Source organism: Paenibacillus amylolyticus, from assembly GCF_001570725.1.
Lineage (GTDB): Bacteria > Bacillota > Bacilli > Paenibacillales > Paenibacillaceae > Paenibacillus > Paenibacillus amylolyticus_A.
Genome location: NZ_BCNV01000001.1, coordinates 3,880,318 through 3,899,555 on the forward strand (window position 1 = coordinate 3,880,318; position 19,238 = coordinate 3,899,555).

Here is a 19,238-nt window from a genome sequence, read left to right on the forward strand (position 1 = left end):
TACGATTACAGCAGGTGTTCATTCAAATATGGATTATGGACAACCATACTGTGAACCCTTTCCATTACATTTGGCCCCATGGGTACATCACCAACGCGCTTTAACAGAATCCAGCGAAGACAAGCTACAGCTTCAAAAACCTGCTCCTCTTCCAGCGTGTACGTATAACTTGCAGAACGTGCAAATTGAACGTGATACATCTCGCCATAACTTTCCCCATTATAGACGGTGATCAGAAACACAGACCATGCCATATCGTACCTTGGATCACCATATTGCCCATTAGTCCAATCGAGGATGGTGTAATGGTCGTCCAGCTCAAGAATGTTTCCCAGATTATAATCGCCATGAATCAAGCGGTCCTGTCTGATCTGGACCTGCTGGATCAAGTTTTCCAGAAGATCATTTATATCGTCATGTAACTCAATTTGAGGAAAAAAGTATTGAACAAAATCGTACCTAAATATGTATTCTTCATCTTCTCCAGTAGGCACTTCATTCACCGGATAACGATGGACCTCCATTAATCGCTCAGCCAAATGTGTCAGTTTGGTTTGTGTTAATTGGGTAACCGGCTTTCCATCATAGCTCGTTAACAGCACTTGATTCTCTTGCTCGTCTAATCCCCAACCGTAGGGTTTGGAAACACGAATCCCACTTTGATAAAGCTTGGACAACAATCGATATTGTTTGGCGATATCCGGTTTGGAATCCTTGTCCCAGACTTTCAATACGTACCGCTGATCTTCCATTTCGATTGTCATCACACTCGCTTCCAGTCCAGGTGGCAAGGGAATGATCTGAACCTCCTGTTTAATCACCTGCTGGATACGTTCGTCCAGTTCTATCCAATTCATCCGGCTAAGTTGAATCGTCATCGTTCTCCTCCTTCCATGTTATGACAGCATCTCCCTGTTAATCAGGTATGATCAGACCTTTGCCAATAACGTTGGCGGATACTGGCTGTTTGCCCATTTCTCTGGCCCATACCGACAGCTGTCCCATGTGGTGGATCTCATGGGCGATCACATGTCGCATAACTTCTCCCCATGAATCTGTAGCGACTTTGCCAGCTGAGCGATGATCAATATAAGCTCTTTTTTCCATACTCGGCTCCCATGCTGTAATAAATGTCTCCACATCAGGACGTAACTTACGATCGAATCGCCTTACCGCCTCAAGATTCTGGTAGTTTGTAAAATCTTCCGCATCATCCGGTTTGTCCTGAAGCAATTGAAGCCAGCTCCACTCTACATCAATGATATGAAACAATGTTTGTAATATGTTGCCTACTCCGCCCGTACGAGGCCGAAGCAATTCTTCAAGCGGTACATCTTCACACCACACATACCATTGCTCACGCACCATCCAGTTATAACGAAAGAAGGTTTCCATTGGCATATTCCCCTTTATCGGCTATGTTTTTAGAGAGATTTGATCAATTCTGTATTGGCAAAGGTATCATCCGAATATTTACACTGGCCACTACGATGACAGAACAACCTTTCGATCGCTGTTATTCCCAGATTTTTTTGATTCATTTTATGATGGTAAACTCCGGGGATGAGCCTATGCTTCCGATGCAGCTTTCTTTCAGAAAGCTTTTAGGCGAACACTTCGCTTCTTCAGTTTTTTTTCTGTCCTCTCCGTTTCGTGTAAATATTCAGTTAATTTATATAGTTAATCTCTTTTTTATATACAAGATCACATGAATACCTGTATAAATAAGCAGAACATTGAACAAATATAGAAGTACATTTAAAGAGATGCCAGATATAAACCAGATTGTTCCTTCAGAGTTAGCATAATGATAATCCGTAAAGAATCGGATCGGGAAACCATACTCTGTTCGGAGCGGTCCATCTTCAGTATGTAAAGTTCCAGGAATACATAGGATGGCTAATACAGCAAGCCAGGCTGATAGATTAAGTATTCTTTTATAGATTTTCAATGTATTTCTCCCCCTACTCATCCCTGACGGGATCTTCACCAAAGTATGTGCCCTCTAGCTTTTGATCCATTCTTGAAATCGGCTTATTTGGATTTGAATTACTCGTGATTAGAAAATACAGAAACATGATTGCCACACCTATGAAAAACCAGAATCGCCTACGTTTTCCTAGCATTACAGCGCATTCTCCATATCCATCACGTTGGCAAACAGTCTCAGTACCGTATTGTGATGTTCAATAATCTGCTCCGCTTGAAGTGTCTTTGAATTCCATGTGCTGTGCGCATCTTGAACCAGATTGACCGTGTATCCCAGACTGTACGCTCTGCGGCAAGTCGTGTCTACACATACCTCAGTCTGCATACCCGCGAGAATCAACTCCGTCACGCCATCTTCTTGCAATTTCAGATGCAGATCGGTTTTGTGAAATGAATCCGGTGTCTCCTTTTCAATAACGAGGTCACCAGCTATAGGTACAATGGACGGATGGATGTCCCACCCCGGAGTTCCTCGTTCGAGAGGACTACCTGCCCCTTCGCTGTGCTGGATATATATGATGGCATGCCCTGCTTCACGGGCCCTGGCAATTAACACCTGGATCTTCTGAAGCAATCGTTCCCCCTGATATACAGGATCTGCTTCATCAAACATCGCTACCTGTACGTCAATGATTAGAAGTGCACAATGCGTTGTCATCTTGTTTTCCTCCTGACGAATTAATATAATTTAACTCTTTCTTCTTCGCATCTTTAACAAAACTTCCAATCCCATATCGATCAGCACAAATAGAATAGCAGCAAGAACGCCAAATAAGGTCAGAACTAACGTCTCTTTTAAATCCAAAATTGCTTCTCCTGCGCCCATGACCACATAATAAATATACATACCTAGAACTCCAGCACAGGCATAACTCAATATCCTCGTACGTAGATACAAAACATGATTAACGAATTGTATTTGGCTCAGCAGGTAGTCCAGCAATATCGATAAAGGTAGCCCGATCAACAGGATCAAGGGAGTCGCGTATATCGGATAAATAAGAATGTAAAAATCAAAACTGTAGGATTCATTCATCGATATGATACTTGCAGCCACAGTAAAACAAATGATGGTTAGAACGGTTGTTATCAGCTTTCTTCCCATGTTCATCTCATCACTCCAATACAGTTATCTCTATTCATTGGATGTGCTCATGCGTCAGATTTTGCCGGTTGCCATCCGATATTTTGAGACCAACGATGTGCTCTCTGTAATATGCTCCACACCATTGGCCCTTTTCCTTCAACATATTTGGGACGTTGATCTTTATACAATGACATGAGTCTGTGCTTTTCTTCCGCATATTTCAAACAATCTTCTGGGTGCTCCCTTAAATAGTCTCTGAACAGCAAAGTCATCTGCTCGGAGAAACTGCCTGCCTGTCTAACGTGTATATGTATCCTTCTGCTTCCGGGTTCTTCACGAAAGTAACGTTTAGTCTTATCTGGATTTTCTGCTCTGAATACAAAACCAACTGTTTCGATCTCACGTTTGTAGTCCAACAAATTTTCATACTGGGAAACAGATATTTGTATACCTATGATGGGTTTGGCATCTATTCCAGCAATTGAAGTGGACCCAACATGGTCAATCCGCACGGCCTTTTCTCCTAACGCTTCTCTTAATTTCGAACTCGTTTCGAGAAACAAAACAGGCCATGCCGGATCATACTTTGCAATTCTCCATTGATCTTCCATGCAACTCCTCCTTGGTTATTCAATCTAGCTATATAATTAAACAACACGTTCTTTTATCCTTTTGTTACATGTAGATTATTTGACACAAATCCAAAAAAAGAGAAGGACCTTAGGTCCTCCCCTTCACTTCTTAATGATAGTCACACTTGAAGTTTGTAAACTCAGCTACAGCATCTTCACCCGTCGCATATAGACCAATAAGTACGCCTGTAAAACCTCCAGCCACTTCCGATGACAGGTACCTCGTCTGTGCCGTGCCTAGCAGAATCTCTTCACCATCTGCTTGAAGCAAGAAGCTGTAACGTTCCTGACTTGAGCGGATGACCAGCGTTGCATGCTGTTTATTTCCCAGATCCACTTCTTGTTCAATCGATTTGATATCACCGATATTCAGACGCTCGATCACCTTGTAGCCGTCCTGCTCCTGACGAATAGCCACTTCATAATGATGATTCTCATCCATATAGATCGTAACACCAGCTTCCCCATTTGTCAGACTGACATCGACTGAAATTGTGGCATTAAAGTCTTTCTGACGTAGCCCGATGAACGTCGGGGATGCCGGAACATCCAGTGTTACATCAGTTCCTGTTAGTGTAAGCTTGTCTGATTCAAGCTGATAATGCTCTGCATTCGGATGACGAAGGTAACACCAGTCCAGGTTCCAGTCTGTATTTTCAAACGTATAATGCTTCTTGTCCTGCTGGATCACCGTGTCCGGGATACGATTAGTCTCAAAACTCGTCAGCGTTGTGCCTTCATGCCCGGCTGTAAACCATCCGTCTTCACCAAACGTAATCGGAGTCAGGAACACTTCCCGGCCCAGATGATGGAACGTAGCCCATCTGCCAATCTGACGGAACCCCAGGTGAAAGAGCCACCAGTTGCCCAAATCATCCTGAACCAGGTCACCATGTCCAACCCCCTGCAACTCATAACCGCCCAAATTACGATTGGTCAGAACTGGATTGTGTGCATAAGCTTCAAATGGACCTGAAGACGAAGTTCCCCGAGCATACGTAACCATGTGACCATACTCCGTACCACCCTCGGCTGCAAGCAGGTAATAATAACCGTTCATTTTATAGAGATGCGGACTTTCCAGATATCGTCCACCTGTTCCGTTCCATATCGAACGACTCGGGGTCAGTTTGCGACCAGTTTCAATCTCAATCTCACACTGGACAATTCCGCCAACGCCTTCATCATCTACCCCGTTACTCATAAACAAGGTCTTGCCATCTTCAAAATACAAATCCGGATCAATCCCGCCTTGATCCACGTAGATAGGCTCAGACCATTCTCCGTAGATATCGTCCGTCCATACATAGAAATTCTGATGTGTCGTATCATTCGTTGTCACCATATAAAAACGTCCGTTATTGTGTCTGATCGTCGGGGCAAATACGCCCCCGGAACTGCTCACGGTCTCCAGCTGAATCTGACTTTTACGAGTGAGGCAGTGACCAATCTGCTTCCAATTCAGCAGATCCTTGCTTTCAAAGAGCGGTACGCCCGGAAAGTATTGAAAAGAACTACACACCATATAGTAAGTATCGTTGACTTTGATCACACTTGGGTCTGGATAGAAACCTTTAACGACAGGATTATTGTATTTCACTATACTCCACCTCTTATGATAAAATTCACAGATATAAGAATCCAACTTCATAGCAACTAAAAAAATTAAACACCATTGGCTATCAACTTGCAATGAATCTGGATTGTATCTTGGAACAAATTTCATTGAATTAATATATATGTGATTTTAGAAGATTGAGGGTAAGGAGTTGTGCAGATGATCAAAGCAAATGGGGAGCCCCAGTTCCTCCCTTTATATGAGGCGCTGGCAAGCGAGGTCAGATGGAGAATCATGGACATGATTGCAGATCGCGAAAAAAATGTGAAAGATATTGCGGCAGCATTAGAGCTCAGCCCCTCCATTGTCACGATGCATATTCGCAAACTGGAGGATGCGGGTTTAATCGGGAGTAAAAGAGTTCGGATTAACGGAGGAACACACAAATTATGTTACCTCAAGCAAAATCAGATTGAGATAGAGCTGCCGTCCGCAAGCCAAACTTCACGAACCAGAGAGCAGACAATATCCGTTGGGCACTACACTGCTTTTGATATTCACCCTACCTGTGGGCTGGGCACACTTGAGAAAGAAATCGGGGTATGGGATGATCCGCGTTACTTCCTTGATCCTGAGCGGGTACACGCCGCTATCCTGTGGTTTGGGAAGGGCTATGTTGAATATAAAACACCTAACTTTGTACTTCCTGATCAGACAACTGATGCTATTGAGATATCGATGGAACTGGCTTCTGAAGCTCCGGGATTGCGGGATCATTGGCCTTCGGATATTCGTTTCACTTTCAATGGTGTTTCTCTCGGAACGTGGACAAGCCCTGCCGACTTTGGCAGAGCAGCGCGCGGCAAATATACACCTGATTGGTGGCATCGCAATGTGAATCAGTATGGATTATTGAAGACCATCCGCATTGATGCCTCCGGTACGTATATGGATGGTGAACGGATGTCGGATATTACTCTTGCGGATATTAAGCTTAGCGAACCGTTCTGGACGCTTCGTTTCACAGTTGACGAGGAAAGCCCCAACGTAGGCGGTCTAACGATCTATGGTGCCGGTTTCGGTAACCATGATCAGGATATTGTTATTCGTGTACTGGGGTAATTTGGCTAGCTGTACAGGAATCCTCCCTTTCCTAACATAAAGGAGAGGGAGTGATGGAAAATACTGTTCCTCAGCTAATTTTGAAGCACATACCTGATCAATTTTCATCTTTGATCTTTCAACAGCTCCTTAATTTCCCTTAACTCTGATAATATTTCTTTGGTGTGCTGGCTATTTTTTGAGTTATCTATTCCAATTTTTACAACATAAATACCGAGAAACAGATACACCACCAACATAATGATTATTCCCATGTACATCTCTCCTTTACCAGGAAACAAAAACGTCGCTAAGAACGCTCACTGTCCCCCCCATACTCTCTCTCCAACTGATTCCCATGGAATGCCTTCAAAATAAAAGCACGATCCGGAACGTTCAATCGTTCATACGATTGCAGATACTCCCTATTGTCATATGGAACGCCAATGAATTTCACGTCCACTTTGCCCTCTTGGAGATCCACGATCCCATATCTGGCAATGGCAAGATCGTTACAGCCTAAAGCGCCCGGATTCATATAGATTCGTTGATCTGTCTTATAATAATGAAGAATATGATGATGACCAAAACAAACCAAATCATGGGCCGTCCCCTGATACCTTGCGTCCAATTTAATCCCGGATGGTTCTTTATCGATGACATCCAGCTTGTCGTTGTTCATATGATAGTGAGTTAGAAGGAACCGACGTCCTTCTACCTCTTTTTCAACGAATTTCGGTAGAGCTTGTATTCTCTTGATCGATTCCGCACTTAGATGTCGACCAATCCATTCATGATGCTCGGCTATGCCTTTATGCCCTTCTAATGGTCCCTTATTTTGGAGTAAGCTCAATACGGCTTCTTCGTGATTGCCTGCAATCGCTATCATATTTTTACGACTATACAACATCTCAATCACTTCATTGGAGTAAGGGCCAATACCGATCATATCCCCCAAACAAAATGTATACTCAATGTCTCCTCTGGAATCCATATCAGCCAATACTGCTTGAAGCGATGGCAACCTTCATTGTGATTCCTCCTCAGGAATATACATCGTCTGAATCTCCTGCACACCCGGCATAAAGCCCAGATTCAGATACACGGACTCCGCATCATTTCCTTGCATCACATACAATCGTAGCACGGGATACTGACCCTTAAGTTCATTTAATGCTCTCTGTAACATCAGTGTAGCAAGCCCTCTTCCTCTATATGCCGGACGAACCCCTATGCTATACACAGCAGCCTGATTATCTTGCAAGCACAAGCGACAATTTGCAATAAGCTGTCCCGTTTCCTTGTCATATACTAGGGTGGAAGCTTGAGTTAGAATCTCATTCGTATAATTAGGATCTTCGTCAGGTATAAAGTCTGCAAGGGAGGTTTTATTTCTTCGTGTAGCTTCAAGACTTCCTGCAAAACTCTCCAGGTCACATTGAGCAATTTCATCTTCATTCACATATTTTCTGGTGCCGGTTTCACTTTCAATAATCTCTGGACTCTTCACGGTTACCCTGCTGTCCCACTCGATCTCAAAATGATCTGTAGGCCGCTGCATCCAGCGACATCTGAACTCCACTGGCCAGAATCCAGCTCTTGCGTATAGATCTACTTGGTCTGGAAGAATCTCAAAGGTCAGAATGCGTTTGGTGCGATCGGACCACTGTAATAATTTATGCTTCAGAAGTTTCAATACCTCAAAGCACTGCTGGAATGGCGGGATGAAAAACAGATGATACATCCGGTTAGGCTCCATTCTCACGCCACCTATTTTGCTTTCCCCCTTGTACATCCAGTACGCACTGATCTTGGAAGAACTGAACTCTTCTTCCCTGAAAAATCCGACATAACGCATATCATAATAAACCGTGCAATATAATCCCCATTCGGCAAAATCAGCTTTGCGAATCGAATATTCATCCGACAAATCATATTGAAGAATATCTGTAGACCATTCCGTTAAACCCATCGTCATTCCTCCTCGGTTCTAATTACATGTACAGCAATTAAAGAACCTTTCTATATTCCACCCCGTGAACATGAATTAACACATGCTGTGCCTGCAAACGTTCGAAGAAATCCAACATGTCCTTAAACGGATTCTCGAAATACGCAGTTAGGTAAGCAATCTCTGGCGTTGTTTTGATAAAATTATAAAAAAAGTAGGGGTCCATGTTACCCACATCTTCTGGACTACCAAGGGAAACCTCCAATGTCTGCCCTGTTTCTGTATTCTGGAACATACAGTGCTCACCATGAACATCAAAAAACCAGTCTCCCGTTAATTCTTCTCCTCCATGGATTACATCCGCATTGGTCAGCATATCGTAAGCACCTGCCAGGATCTCCATACGATCAGGCTGATCCGTTTCCAATATCAATTGCTCGATCAATTGCCGCGCGATTCTTTGGTATATATCCATCACAGTCAATAATTCTTCTGTAATTTCCTGCGTTATCGCCTTCATACCTTCAGATCCTTATCCGGGTATCCAATTTCTGCAATTTCACCTTCGATATCACTTAATCTCAGTTCATCATTTAATTGCTGTAGTAAGACCTCATCGATCGGCTTCATATCAAATACCTGTTCAACCAGTTTGATATCCAACACTATCTCGTAGTAATCCTGTGCCCAAGCATGATAATATTTCGCGCCGCCTACCAAAATCTCTAACAGTTCGTATTCATGATCCCCAAGCACCGTGCCCGCAGACCACCTTTCCTGATCCGCCACACTCCAGATACAGAACGTCGTCTGATCTATTACAAATGCCGGCTCTGCCAAAAATGTATTAAATGCTGCTGGAACGCTTTTTACCACCTCACTCCTATCAACCTTATGCTGAAGTGTATACTCTTTATCAAAGCCTTTAATAATCAGCCCATTCGGACTGAATATTGCAAAATAATGATCTCCTTGCCCATCTCTCATGGATGCCATTTGCTCATTCGTGTCCCACTGGGAATTATACGAGTAATACCTGTACTCCCATTCCGGCATCAAAATGGCATCCAACATCGCTGCTGCCTTTAGAATCTGTTTGCATTCACTAATGTGAGGAAGTTTATCGATAAAATTAAGATTACCCATCGTGTGATATTGCCTCCTTTACCCGTTCGAATGGAATAATTAACGGCTAGACCTTGCGGTTAGCAAAGATACGATAACGTATCCAAAAAGTTGAACCGTAAATACAATGGCGACAAACTCAACCATCATGCTGTTCGCTGCATTGAAATCATTCACAAGATCCACAAAGATCTTCCCAGGCCTCGACAACACATCCCACGAATTCCACCGATTAAATCTACCAATGTAGACCCCTATACTGCTCAATAGCAAAATAGCGCCGACAACCATCATGCTAATGTACTTATTGACTAATTTGTTTAACATGCCATGGATATGAATGATCGAACAAGTTGAGAGCAGCAATCCGATAATCGCTACGGCAAACGTCAGGGTGAGACTATACCAAAAATCAATATTAACCCAAAATCTAACCTCCCCTTGAGCATCAAAATATCTGAATGAATGCAGGATCTCCGTAAAAAGGTAGGCCGCATTGGGCAGAAAAAAGAGCCAAACTGCACACATCAGCCCCATACATATAACGCTCGTTGTGGTTAATTTCTTATTGAATATGTATCTAATGCAGGATGAGATGATGAAAGGTACCCATGCCAAGAACATATCCCAGCTCAAAAAGCGATACATGTTCGTATCTGTTTGAGCACGTAAATACATCACAACACCTAGACAACAAAGAGTAGCCACGAGCAATGTACCAATAAGTCGGAGATCTTGAACCGGATGTTTGTTATCTTTCATATCTTTGCTTCTACTTCCTTTTCCTTGATGAATGGTATAAATTATAAATACTTTTTAAATGCCTTGCTGGATTCTCCGTTGTACCCCAATTTCGTATAAAAGTGATGTGCTTCGTTTCTGGATGATCCGCTCGTAAGAAACACCTTCACACAATTTTTCTGCTCACATACATGCTCTATATGTTTCATCAATTCAGATCCATATCCATTGCTCTGCACATGTTCCGTAATGATAACCCGCTCAACTACGCCGAATGGTCTATTTTCCACCAAAGCATCCAGACAAATATGTAAATGAGCCGTGCCGATTACCTGATCACCCAGTTCATACACAAACAAGAAACTGTTTGAGTTATTCCGAACTTCTTCAATACGCTCTGCAAGCACCTTGGTGTTTAAGTTGTTCGGCAATAATTCTTTATACAGCCTTTCAATCACTGCTGCGTCCCTAGCTTCTGCCTCTCTTATCATCTAGCTCCCCCCATTACCTCACTTGATAACTTAAAATGATATCACCGTTGTCCTCGAATTCACCCGTGTCCTGAAATCCGCAACGCTTATACAGCGCATTTGCCGCAATGTTATGTGGAACATGGGATACCCTGATTTGCTGGCAGTCACTTCTCTCTTGCAACATACGAATCACTTCTTGAATAGCCAGTTTACCGTAGCCCTTACCCTGATGCTTCTCATCAATCATGAAGCGTAGAATCCAGTAATACCCGTCATTGTAGATCTCGTTATCAAATAAAATAAAACCCACCATCTGATCCTCTGCCAAGATGCCGTATGGTTTAGATGTAATTTCCTTCGTCGCATGAATCAATGAATCCGCATTGCTAGCAACCAAATCCAGCTGATCTTCCCGTGAATTAAGGTGAATGCACTCCAGTTCATTTTCTTTGGTTATGGGTTGTAGGGTTACTTGCTTCACATCCACAGTCATCTCTCCTTGCAGCTTATTTACTAGATCTTCTTGATTAAAATAATCTCCAAAGGCTGCACATCCAGCAACAGAGCCCCTGCATCAACATACCCCAGCTTTCGATAGAAATGTTGGGCATGTTCGTCTGATTGCGTTGAAGTCATCACGGTATCGAAGCCTTGTTCCTTCATTAGACTTTCCCAGTGATGCACGACTTTTTTGCCAAATCCGCCGTTTCGATAGGGTTCATCAACCCAGATCATATTCATGAAGGGAAGGTTGTCCCAAAAGTAACCGTATCTCATCCATCCAACTCTTGATCCCTCGTCCTCGTCCCATAGGATGAATATTTCTTTCTCAGAAATCTTCGTTTTCACAAGTGGCTGATGGATATGCCGATCACTATTAATGATATAGTCGTAGTCAGCTTCCGTTGCGTATTCAATCTTCATTTGTAATACTCCCTTCATTAACTACGTCCATCATAACCCAAAATGTGGTATATGCGAACAGTTCCTTCCTCTTTTTCTCCCATGCCAAAAAGCCACGGTTCCCCGTGGCTCTATACGCTCTATTTTCCTCAATCCGATGTTGATCCACTGACCAATTGCCCCTTGTACCATACGGCCTGCCGCGCAGATCGCCTCGCAACAGCTTCCGCCGAACAACTTGCATGAACCAGTACAAAACTCGCTGCATCACCTACCTTCGGCCATACCTGCTGCCCATGTGAATTCAGCGGTGTGATACCGCCTGTTACGAATGCCAAAGATTGAGACAAGGACAGTTCATCACTATATCCATACAGTTCTGCGAAGCGTCCTGCTTTCTCAAGCAGATCCCCATTGCCAAAAGGAGACCAATGATCCGTCAGGCTATCTGTTGCCAGCTTCACGTTCACGCCCATACGGTGGAGCATGGGAAGGGGCATCATCGTTCTGCCAATGGGCACCGTGGAAGCAATGCTCATCCCAAGCGAAGCCATTCGCTGCGCCATATATTCTGCTTCCTGCTGTTCTGCGTGGGCGAACCAGAACGCATGACTCACGGTAACTTTGCCCTGAAGCCCTGCTGCTTCGGTCAGATTCGCGAGTTCCAGCAGCGTTTGTTTGCCAGCCTGCCCGCTATCATGCAGATGTATGTCTATGCCCGCATGGTGCTGAACAGCCAGTTCAACCATGGCGTTCAGTGATTTCTCGATCTGTTCATCCACCGTATGAGGATCAAGACCGCCCACATGCGTTGCACCTTCCTTCATCGCTTGGCCCATAAGCTCCACTGAATTGGAGCGAAGCAGTCCATGCTGTGGAAAAGCCACGATCTCTGAAGAGATTTTGCCCGAAAATGATTCCAGAGCCTGCCCCGTCGCTTCCAGTCTTTTCAACCCACTGACGGGTTCAATATTACAATGACTACGCACATGTGTGGAGCCATACCCCTGGATCAAGGTCAGAATACTCTCCGCTTGACGCTTCGCATCAGGTAACAGCTTGGGCAACAGAACCTTCTCTTCTTCAATACGTTCGAAAATACTGGAGATACGTTTAACGGCTGCCCACGGCCCATCGTAGTAGGTTTTATCCAGATGAATATGTGCCTCCTCGAACGAAGGCAGCAGCAAAAGTCCCTTGCCATCTACTTGTGGTAGATCACTAGACAACGGGTTGTTTCCATCCACGATCGCCGCGATCACTCCATCTTCAATCCGCAGATGAGCAGGGCTTGTCCGTGTCCCCGTCACCTGTTCTCCTTCTCGAACATAACTCTGCTCCAAAGTCACGTTCGTTAGCCAGTAGACCTTTTCCATATGTCATCCCTCTTTTCTCACCCGGCATTACGTCCCCCGGATACCGATTGTTCTATGATCCATGGTACCATACGGTTTCACCAGGCAAAAATACGTAAAACGTTGGTGTTCCATATGCAGAACGTTTATATTACTCTACCTTAATACATGCAAAAAAACAGGCACAATAACGTGCCTGCCCTGTCCATATCACCTTAATCTGCTTGATTCCGCTCTTCCATTAAAAATGAAACCGCGCATGTCCTCCATCGGTCACGCCTTCAATCTGTTCGATATCCAGCAGTCTGCGCTTCATCTCCAGGCCTCCACGGAATCCAGTCAGCTTGCGATTGGCCCCGATAATACGGTGGCAGGGTAACAGAACCGGAATCGGATTGGCTCCATTTGCAGCCCCAACTGCTCGCACAGCCGATGGTCTTCCAATCGCTGCAGCGATGTCACCATAGGTCCGAATTTCACCGTAAGGCACACGCCCTAGCTCTCTCCATACCTCCTGCTGGAAGTTCGTTCCGATCAAGTCCAGTGGGATTGCATCTGTATAAGCCATGGGTTCTCCTGCAAAATAGGACTGCAACCAGTCCATCATGCCTGTTTGTTTCAGCGCATGCTCGTTCTCTTCCAGTTCCACGCCTGGTGCAACTTTCCGTATCCAGCCGCTCCAGTCCTCCAGTGTTTCATTGGGCATGACCACTCGGCACAAGCCTTGTTCCGTAGCGAGTAACACCCATGGACGACCGTCTAACTGCATCGTGGTGTACATCAACTTTTTTCTCATCCGTTTATCGCCCTCTCCCCGGTGGAATGCTTAATGCTGGGACGTAACCTGCTTCTTCACCTTACGTTTCATACCGCGAATCCTCTGCTTGGTCTCCGGGTCAACGCGATAAGATTCCGTGATTTTCTGAAGTGCCTTATTATACGTAAAATCGTCCAGGGTATTATGCTTCAGATAGCGCATGGTCACTTCAGGTTGTTTCACATAAGCCATCGAGATGGCCCAGGCAACTGCCATTTTCACATAATACGCCTCGTGCCTAATCTGATCCAATGCGCTTAGAACCTGATCGATATATCTCTCATCCAGATAAAAATTCAACAGCATCACGACGCCAAACCGGATTTCATATTCCTGATCTGATCGCAGATAGGGCTGCAAGAACGTCCACATTGGCTCCGAATGCATCTTCGTATATTTTAGTCCCGCACAGAAGCTGTCGCACACTGACCAGTTATCGATCTTCGGCACAAATGCTTCAATGGCCTTCAGCAGCTCGTCCAGATCGGCCTGTACATGTCCAATCACCATCGCTTGCAGCATCACTTCTTCAAAGTATTCATCGTCTGCCGTCTCCAGATACGTGCGCCAGTCCCCGGCTGCAATCTGTTTGGCAATCTTTCGTAAGACTGGCAATCTCACACCTAGTACATTCGTGATGTTGGGAATGAGCGCAGCCGAGAATTTCTGATACTCCGGCTCAGCCAAGCTGAGCAATTGTGTTCTGATATCTATTTCCACTAACGCATGTCCTCCTCGTCTGTTGCCATACAACAAGTATATCCTTGCAGCGCTCGTTTGTAAGCCCACCTCGAATGTTTGAGCAAGATTACAATATCGTTTTGGGAAATCTCTTTTTCCCTTCATTGTTTAACCGCCAACCCATTTCGTTTAAAAATATGAAGCTGATCGTTTAGAAAGGAGTGTCGATATGAAAGAATCTGATTCCAAGAAAGATTTCTCCGTTGAGGAAATCACCGAACAACTCGTGCAACATGTGCAATCGCGGAACCTGTCCGATTTCTATAAATTGGTGAAAGAACTGCATCCCTACGACCTCTCACTCGTATATAAAAAGTTCCCTGAAAAAGAGACCAATCGGTTTCTGCTCCTCTTCAAACCCGATGCCCTAGCGGATCTCGCCGAGACCCTCAAGCTGCATGAGCAGATTCAGCTGTTTGAACGACTCGGACCGGAACGAACGCTTGAAGTCATGCAGCAGATGGACAAAAGTGATCTGATCCGGTTCATGCACGATTTGCCTGCCAAACGCAGAGAAGAATTGCTGTCCAATATGAATCTGGACCACTCGGCCATTATCCGGTCCGTGCTTAATTATCCGCCAGAGACGGCAGGACGCATCATGACGGATCAATATCGGACTTTGCTTGCTCATGAGACAGCCAAGGAAGCCTTACGACAATCGCAAGGTACCATGCATATCTCCGCCTCCAGTTACCTCTATGTGACTGATAATGAAGGCAAACTGGTCGGTGTCGTGAGTTATCGATCCCTTGCCTTAGCTGACGACAAGACTCAAGTTGAAGACCTAATGACTCGGCGGGTAATCCATGCAACGGTGGATATGGACCAGGAAGAAGCCGCACAGCTCTTGCAGCGTTATGAGTTTATGGCGCTTCCGGTGGTAGATGAGAATCACAGGTTATGTGGTGTCATCCAGATGGATGATGTCATTGATATTATTATGGCTGAAGCGAGTGAAGATTTAGCCAAGATGGGTGGCGGTAGCAAGGATATCGATTTTGATACCAAACCGCTCGTGGCGGTCAGACGCAGACTTCCCTGGCTCATATTGCTTCTGTTGATTGGATTGATCTCTGGAAGCATTGTGGATTTCTTCGAAGATACACTGAATCAGGTTGTCGCACTGGCATTCTTCATGCCGATGATCGCGGGTATGACGGGGAACACAGGAACCCAGTCTCTGGCTGTTGTGGTACGTGGATTAATTGGACGCAAACTCGACAAAGCCACCGTACTCGCACTGATTGGTCGGGAGATCAAAGTAGGCACGATGATAGGATTGGTGTGCGGATTACTGATCACCGTCATTGCTTATTTTTGGCAAGGGGATTGGCTGCTTGGCGCCATTATTGGGGTGTCTTTGTTCCTCACTCTTGTCATTGGTACACTGACAGGTACCTGTATCCCCCTTCTGCTTAGTCGTTTCAAAGTCGACCCGGCTGTCGCCTCTGGCCCATTAATCACCACATTGAATGATATCTTGTCCCTGTTTATCTATTTTGGGATTGCCACACGTTTCCTCGATGCCTTGATGTAGCAGCGTGACCAGACCGCCTTTTATGAAGCGGTTGGGTTACGCTGTTTTTCTTTTCTACATTTACAGAGTCACATGCTGCAATAATGTACTATATGGTTTTTCCCTCTGGATATATGATCATGGAACTAGACTACAACCAGAGGAGAGCATCATCATGAATCTTGCATCTTTTTTAATCTACTGCATCGTCGTTACGTTTACCCCGGGCCCTAGCAATATCGTAATTCTTTCTTCCGTACAGCAGGTTGGGGCGCGTCAAACGATGCAATATGTGTGGGGGGCTACGCTGGCATTTGGTCTGTTGCTTACCGGTTCAGCTTTTCTTAATCATCTTCTGGCGGGAGTGTTACCCGGAATTCTGAAGGTGATGCAGATTGTCGGCGGCCTGTATATGGTGTATCTGGCGTACCAGATCTACAAGATGGGTACCACTGAGGATGCACCGAAACAAGTTACCGGATTCTGGAACGGTTTCATCATGCAATTTGTGAATCCAAAGGTGGTCTTGTTTACCTTCACTGTCATTCCAAGTTATGTATTACCCTTTTATCAAAGTTCCTTCTCATCGTTTCTGTTCGTGCTTCTCATTACCTTTATTGGCTTTCTCGCCTATTCCAGTTGGGTTGTGTTTGGCACGGTTTTCAAAACGCTGCTGAATCGTCACCAAAAATTACTAAGTATTCTCATGGCTCTTTTTTTGTTATACTCAGCCATTATAGTATCCGGATTGATCTAAAGCTTGGGAGGTGTGCTGCATGGAACGGTTTAACTACAAAAAGTCGCAAGACGTGCTGGCACTATCCGCCAGCTTTACTGATTTCACCTATAAAAAGCATTGCCACGAAGAGTACGCGGTTGGCGTAACGCTGCGCGGCATTCAACAATACAATTTGGACGGACAATATCAGGCTTCTCACCAAAATGGTGTCATGCTGTTCAACCATGAACAGTCCCATGATGGAAGCTCCTATGATAAAGCTGGCATTGACTATGTGATGCTGTATTTGAAGCCCGATTTGGTAGAAGAGATTATCGGTAAAAAGGAATTGCGTTTCGCAACTCCCATCGTCTATGAACCCGAACTTGCACGGAGCATTCTGATGCTGAACGATGCCGTTCAACATAGACAAGACGAAGCTGAATGTAGCGAACGACTCTTCGATCTGGTTCACCTTCTGGCACAGAAGGAAATGGATACCAAGCTCTGGTTGCCTCAGGACAACCTGGTCCGCAAAGCCAAGGAAATTATGTTTTGTAGCACCGAGGATGTGCTCAAGCTGGACAACCTGAGTTCCGAATTTGGCATGTCCAAGTTTCAATTTATCCGTGAATTCAAATCACATACTGGCATATCACCCTACCAATTTTTCTTGAATTGCAAGGTTGAGCGTGCCCGTCAGTCCATCGAAACACACAAGGACGTCTATGCTGCTGTTGCCGATTGTGGATTCGTCGATCTGACCCATCTGAACCGACATTTCAAACGGGTATTTGGCGTCACCGCTTATGAATACATGTTGCAGCTAAACTATACAAATTGAACTAAAGAATATTTACACTGCCCACTCCGATGACAGAATAACCTTCTGATCGCTGTTATCCCCAGATTTTTGATCCCTTTTTATTAAGGGATCATCCGGTGATAGCGTATGCTTCCGATGCAGCTTTCTTATAGAAAGCTTTAGGCGAACGCTACGCTTCTTCAGGTTCTTTCCGTCCTTTTGCAATCAGATTCTTTTCTTATGTCTCCAGACCCACACGATTGCCAACGCCGCCAATAAAACGACTGCACCGGATAAGATGAGATAAAGAGGCCCATTTTGCCCATCGTTGGTTTCTCCAAAATCTTCTTTACTTACAACCTTGCCCGCGCCCAGTAATTTCAGATCATCTCCGGCTTGTTCAATAGGAACATTGCCACTGCACAGATTCGTATGAAGTTTATGATCTAATACATTTTGATAAGCAAAGATCAGATAGAACTGATTTTTCTCAAATTGAATGCCACAGGATTCAGACCCTCCGTCACTCCCTATGATCTTCATCTTTTTGGCATTGACTCCCTTCCATGCCGTATCTACATCAAAGGTATACTCTCTTAACATGCCATCATGCTTCGATTGTTGAGAATGGCCTTTGTTCACCACTTTTCCCGTAAATACCGTTGTCTGGGTCTTCAATCTCTCCTGAACATCACTCTCGACACAACTGCAAGCATACACTTTCTCTCCAGAAAATAGAGCTAACCCAGACGCAACCAACAGTAAGACCAACATGCACATCACCAACCGTCGTTTCATTCCGACTGCTCCCCTCCTAGATTCTCTGCTTGAACAACCGTTGTTAAGGTTACATATTTTTATTGCTGCTATATTTATTGTAAAATTATAGCACAATACAAATATCGTTATGTCCGACATACACAAGGACACAACACACGAAATCACTCATCACGGAGGAACTCAACATTTGATGCACAACTGGAAAAGGAACATCTCATTCCCGCTGCTCGTTGCAGCGTTATGCATGATCGCTTTTGTAAGCATCGCCCTGTCCATCAGCGACAACCAGATTCATCGATTTGATGATACGCTAATAGGATGGATTCAAGGGTTGGAATCGCCAGGTATGACGCAATTCATGCAGTTGTTCACCTGGATTGGCGGCGAAATGCCTGTGGTCATCATTACAATCATTGCCATGATTGTGTTATACGTCTGCCTGCGACACAAACGTGAACTGCTCTTCCTGGCTTGTGTGCTCGCCGGTTCAACCCTGTTAAATGCATTGCTCAAGCTGGTATTCCAGCGTGCTAGACCTACCATTAACCGGATCATCGAAGTGAGCGGCTACAGCTTCCCCAGTGGGCATTCCATGGCCGCATTTAGCCTGTATGGCGGACTGGCTTTTCTGATCTGGAAACATGTACCCACCGTTACGGGCCGTGTGCTGATGATTATTGCCAGCGCCGTATTTATACTGACCATTGGTATAAGTCGTATCTACTTGGGGGTGCATTATCCAAGTGATATCGTAGGCGGATACTTCTTAAGTGGGTGTTGGCTCTCCACCTGCATATGGTTTTACCGGCGTCACTTGGAGCGTATGTCCCAACTGCAGTCCAGAAGACTGGCATAATCGCGACCAGTGCGTGCACATAAAAATACCCGGCTTTCCTTAACTGAAGGATCGCCGGGTATTTTTATATTCATATATAGTAGTCCT

General features: G+C 44.7%; 24 protein-coding genes. 5 read left to right on the forward strand and 19 right to left on the reverse strand.

Features of this window, described 5'->3' with window-relative positions:
• Positions 1-5 precede the first annotated feature (5 nt).
• From PAHA3_RS17165 to PAHA3_RS17195, 6 genes are all read right to left on the reverse strand, one after another.
• Complete coding sequence (locus PAHA3_RS17165) at positions 6-878, reverse strand: aminoglycoside phosphotransferase family protein (RefSeq protein WP_062835783.1); 873 nt, start codon at positions 876-878, stop codon at positions 6-8.
• 37 nt (positions 879-915) lie between these two features.
• The gene (locus PAHA3_RS17170; protein ID WP_062835784.1) at positions 916-1,395 is read right to left on the reverse strand and encodes a DinB family protein; all 480 of its coding nucleotides are present in this window, start codon (positions 1,393-1,395) and stop codon (positions 916-918) included.
• A 730-nt stretch (positions 1,396-2,125) separates the two neighbouring features.
• On the reverse strand, positions 2,126-2,647 hold the full coding sequence (locus PAHA3_RS17180; RefSeq protein ID WP_062835786.1) for a cysteine hydrolase family protein: 522 nt from the start codon (positions 2,645-2,647) through the stop codon (positions 2,126-2,128).
• A 30-nt stretch (positions 2,648-2,677) separates the two neighbouring features.
• Complete coding sequence (locus PAHA3_RS17185) at positions 2,678-3,094, reverse strand: hypothetical protein (protein ID WP_153028234.1); 417 nt, start codon at positions 3,092-3,094, stop codon at positions 2,678-2,680.
• Between the two features lie 47 nt (positions 3,095-3,141).
• Positions 3,142-3,687, reverse strand: coding sequence for a GrpB family protein (locus PAHA3_RS17190; protein WP_062835788.1), 546 nt, complete (start codon positions 3,685-3,687; stop codon positions 3,142-3,144).
• Between the two features lie 130 nt (positions 3,688-3,817).
• Positions 3,818-5,308, reverse strand: a complete 1,491-nt coding sequence (locus tag PAHA3_RS17195; protein WP_062835789.1) for a glycoside hydrolase family 43 protein — start codon at positions 5,306-5,308, stop codon at positions 3,818-3,820.
• A 177-nt stretch (positions 5,309-5,485) separates the two neighbouring features.
• On the opposite strand from PAHA3_RS17195, the gene PAHA3_RS17200 reads away from it, so the two are divergent.
• Positions 5,486-6,388 (forward strand): ArsR/SmtB family transcription factor, encoded by a 903-nt coding sequence (locus tag PAHA3_RS17200; protein WP_062835790.1) that lies wholly within the window; start codon positions 5,486-5,488, stop codon positions 6,386-6,388.
• A gap of 104 nt (positions 6,389-6,492) precedes the next feature.
• Here the strand turns inward: PAHA3_RS17200 and PAHA3_RS30505 are convergent, their stop codons facing one another.
• The 12 genes from PAHA3_RS30505 to PAHA3_RS17255 all read right to left on the reverse strand — a co-directional run bounded on the left by PAHA3_RS30505 (position 6,493) and on the right by PAHA3_RS17255 (position 14,452).
• Positions 6,493-6,642, reverse strand: coding sequence for a hypothetical protein (locus tag PAHA3_RS30505; protein WP_167350897.1), 150 nt, complete (start codon positions 6,640-6,642; stop codon positions 6,493-6,495).
• A 35-nt stretch (positions 6,643-6,677) separates the two neighbouring features.
• Positions 6,678-7,391 carry a metallophosphoesterase family protein gene (locus tag PAHA3_RS17205; protein WP_062835791.1) on the reverse strand — a complete coding sequence of 238 codons (714 nt, stop codon included), beginning with the start codon at positions 7,389-7,391 and terminating at the stop codon, positions 6,678-6,680.
• A gap of 3 nt (positions 7,392-7,394) precedes the next feature.
• Positions 7,395-8,339, reverse strand: a complete 945-nt coding sequence (locus PAHA3_RS17210) for a GNAT family N-acetyltransferase (protein ID WP_062835792.1) — start codon at positions 8,337-8,339, stop codon at positions 7,395-7,397.
• Positions 8,340-8,376: 37 nt separating this feature from the next.
• A complete protein-coding gene (locus PAHA3_RS17215; RefSeq protein ID WP_062835793.1) occupies positions 8,377-8,838 on the reverse strand; it encodes a DUF6896 domain-containing protein in 462 nt (153 codons plus the stop codon).
• On the reverse strand, positions 8,835-9,464 hold the full coding sequence (locus PAHA3_RS17220; protein ID WP_062835794.1) for a hypothetical protein: 630 nt from the start codon (positions 9,462-9,464) through the stop codon (positions 8,835-8,837). Before PAHA3_RS17220 ends, PAHA3_RS17215 begins: the two co-directional genes overlap by 4 nt.
• Positions 9,465-9,503: 39 nt before the next feature.
• On the reverse strand, positions 9,504-10,205 hold the full coding sequence (locus tag PAHA3_RS17225; protein ID WP_062835795.1) for a DUF1361 domain-containing protein: 702 nt from the start codon (positions 10,203-10,205) through the stop codon (positions 9,504-9,506).
• A 41-nt stretch (positions 10,206-10,246) separates the two neighbouring features.
• Complete coding sequence (locus tag PAHA3_RS17230; protein ID WP_062835796.1) at positions 10,247-10,675, reverse strand: GNAT family N-acetyltransferase; 429 nt, start codon at positions 10,673-10,675, stop codon at positions 10,247-10,249.
• A gap of 13 nt (positions 10,676-10,688) precedes the next feature.
• Positions 10,689-11,144 carry a GNAT family N-acetyltransferase gene (locus PAHA3_RS17235; RefSeq protein WP_062835797.1) on the reverse strand — a complete coding sequence of 152 codons (456 nt, stop codon included), beginning with the start codon at positions 11,142-11,144 and terminating at the stop codon, positions 10,689-10,691.
• A 26-nt stretch (positions 11,145-11,170) separates the two neighbouring features.
• Positions 11,171-11,581, reverse strand: coding sequence for a GNAT family N-acetyltransferase (locus tag PAHA3_RS17240; protein WP_062835798.1), 411 nt, complete (start codon positions 11,579-11,581; stop codon positions 11,171-11,173).
• 128 nt (positions 11,582-11,709) lie between these two features.
• Complete coding sequence (locus PAHA3_RS17245) at positions 11,710-12,936, reverse strand: amidohydrolase (protein ID WP_062835799.1); 1,227 nt, start codon at positions 12,934-12,936, stop codon at positions 11,710-11,712.
• Positions 12,937-13,156: 220 nt separating this feature from the next.
• Positions 13,157-13,711, reverse strand: coding sequence for a methylated-DNA--[protein]-cysteine S-methyltransferase (locus tag PAHA3_RS17250; protein ID WP_062835800.1), 555 nt, complete (start codon positions 13,709-13,711; stop codon positions 13,157-13,159).
• A gap of 30 nt (positions 13,712-13,741) precedes the next feature.
• A complete protein-coding gene (locus PAHA3_RS17255; RefSeq protein ID WP_062835801.1) occupies positions 13,742-14,452 on the reverse strand; it encodes a DNA alkylation repair protein in 711 nt (236 codons plus the stop codon).
• 190 nt (positions 14,453-14,642) lie between these two features.
• On the opposite strand from PAHA3_RS17255, the gene mgtE reads away from it, so the two are divergent.
• From mgtE to PAHA3_RS17270, 3 genes are all read left to right on the forward strand, one after another.
• Entirely contained in the window at positions 14,643-16,013 is a 1,371-nt protein-coding gene (mgtE, locus tag PAHA3_RS17260; RefSeq protein WP_062835802.1) for a magnesium transporter, read from the forward strand.
• A 154-nt stretch (positions 16,014-16,167) separates the two neighbouring features.
• Positions 16,168-16,749, forward strand: a complete 582-nt coding sequence (locus PAHA3_RS17265; RefSeq protein ID WP_062835803.1) for a LysE family translocator — start codon at positions 16,168-16,170, stop codon at positions 16,747-16,749.
• 19 nt (positions 16,750-16,768) lie between these two features.
• Entirely contained in the window at positions 16,769-17,554 is a 786-nt protein-coding gene (locus PAHA3_RS17270; RefSeq protein ID WP_062835804.1) for an AraC family transcriptional regulator, read from the forward strand.
• Between the two features lie 186 nt (positions 17,555-17,740).
• On the opposite strand, the gene PAHA3_RS17275 is transcribed toward PAHA3_RS17270, so the two are convergent.
• Positions 17,741-18,313 (reverse strand): hypothetical protein, encoded by a 573-nt coding sequence (locus tag PAHA3_RS17275; protein ID WP_062835805.1) that lies wholly within the window; start codon positions 18,311-18,313, stop codon positions 17,741-17,743.
• 172 nt (positions 18,314-18,485) lie between these two features.
• Here PAHA3_RS17275 and PAHA3_RS17280 point away from each other — a divergent pair, with 172 nt between their 5' ends.
• The gene (locus PAHA3_RS17280) at positions 18,486-19,151 is read left to right on the forward strand and encodes a phosphatase PAP2 family protein (RefSeq protein ID WP_062835806.1); all 666 of its coding nucleotides are present in this window, start codon (positions 18,486-18,488) and stop codon (positions 19,149-19,151) included.
• The last annotated feature ends 87 nt before the right edge of the window (positions 19,152-19,238 follow it).

Bases quoted from the DNA above. Each gene is read 5' to 3' on its own strand.
- PAHA3_RS17220 (WP_062835794.1), bottom strand. From the start codon at position 9,464: ATGGGTAATCTTAATTTTATCGATAAACTTCCTCACATTAGTGAATGC.
- PAHA3_RS17225 (WP_062835795.1), bottom strand. From the start codon at position 10,205: ATGAAAGATAACAAACATCCGGTTCAAGATCTCCGACTTATTGGTACA.
- PAHA3_RS17275 (WP_062835805.1), bottom strand. From the start codon at position 18,313: ATGAAACGACGGTTGGTGATGTGCATGTTGGTCTTACTGTTGGTTGCG.
- PAHA3_RS17250 (WP_062835800.1), bottom strand. From the start codon at position 13,711: ATGAGAAAAAAGTTGATGTACACCACGATGCAGTTAGACGGTCGTCCA.
- PAHA3_RS17245 (WP_062835799.1), bottom strand. From the start codon at position 12,936: ATGGAAAAGGTCTACTGGCTAACGAACGTGACTTTGGAGCAGAGTTAT.
- PAHA3_RS17240 (WP_062835798.1), bottom strand. From the start codon at position 11,581: ATGAAGATTGAATACGCAACGGAAGCTGACTACGACTATATCATTAAT.
- PAHA3_RS17200 (WP_062835790.1), top strand. From the start codon at position 5,486: ATGATCAAAGCAAATGGGGAGCCCCAGTTCCTCCCTTTATATGAGGCG.
- PAHA3_RS17280 (WP_062835806.1), top strand. From the start codon at position 18,486: ATGCACAACTGGAAAAGGAACATCTCATTCCCGCTGCTCGTTGCAGCG.
- PAHA3_RS17180 (WP_062835786.1), bottom strand. From the start codon at position 2,647: ATGACAACGCATTGTGCACTTCTAATCATTGACGTACAGGTAGCGATG.
- PAHA3_RS17270 (WP_062835804.1), top strand. From the start codon at position 16,769: ATGGAACGGTTTAACTACAAAAAGTCGCAAGACGTGCTGGCACTATCC.
- PAHA3_RS17190 (WP_062835788.1), bottom strand. From the start codon at position 3,687: ATGGAAGATCAATGGAGAATTGCAAAGTATGATCCGGCATGGCCTGTT.
- PAHA3_RS17165 (WP_062835783.1), bottom strand. From the start codon at position 878: ATGACGATTCAACTTAGCCGGATGAATTGGATAGAACTGGACGAACGT.
- PAHA3_RS17230 (WP_062835796.1), bottom strand. From the start codon at position 10,675: ATGATAAGAGAGGCAGAAGCTAGGGACGCAGCAGTGATTGAAAGGCTG.
- PAHA3_RS17170 (WP_062835784.1), bottom strand. From the start codon at position 1,395: ATGGAAACCTTCTTTCGTTATAACTGGATGGTGCGTGAGCAATGGTAT.
- PAHA3_RS17215 (WP_062835793.1), bottom strand. From the start codon at position 8,838: ATGAAGGCGATAACGCAGGAAATTACAGAAGAATTATTGACTGTGATG.
- PAHA3_RS17185 (WP_153028234.1), bottom strand. From the start codon at position 3,094: ATGGGAAGAAAGCTGATAACAACCGTTCTAACCATCATTTGTTTTACT.
- PAHA3_RS17265 (WP_062835803.1), top strand. From the start codon at position 16,168: ATGAATCTTGCATCTTTTTTAATCTACTGCATCGTCGTTACGTTTACC.
- PAHA3_RS17210 (WP_062835792.1), bottom strand. From the start codon at position 8,339: ATGGGTTTAACGGAATGGTCTACAGATATTCTTCAATATGATTTGTCG.
- mgtE (WP_062835802.1), top strand. From the start codon at position 14,643: ATGAAAGAATCTGATTCCAAGAAAGATTTCTCCGTTGAGGAAATCACC.
- PAHA3_RS30505 (WP_167350897.1), bottom strand. From the start codon at position 6,642: ATGGGAATAATCATTATGTTGGTGGTGTATCTGTTTCTCGGTATTTAT.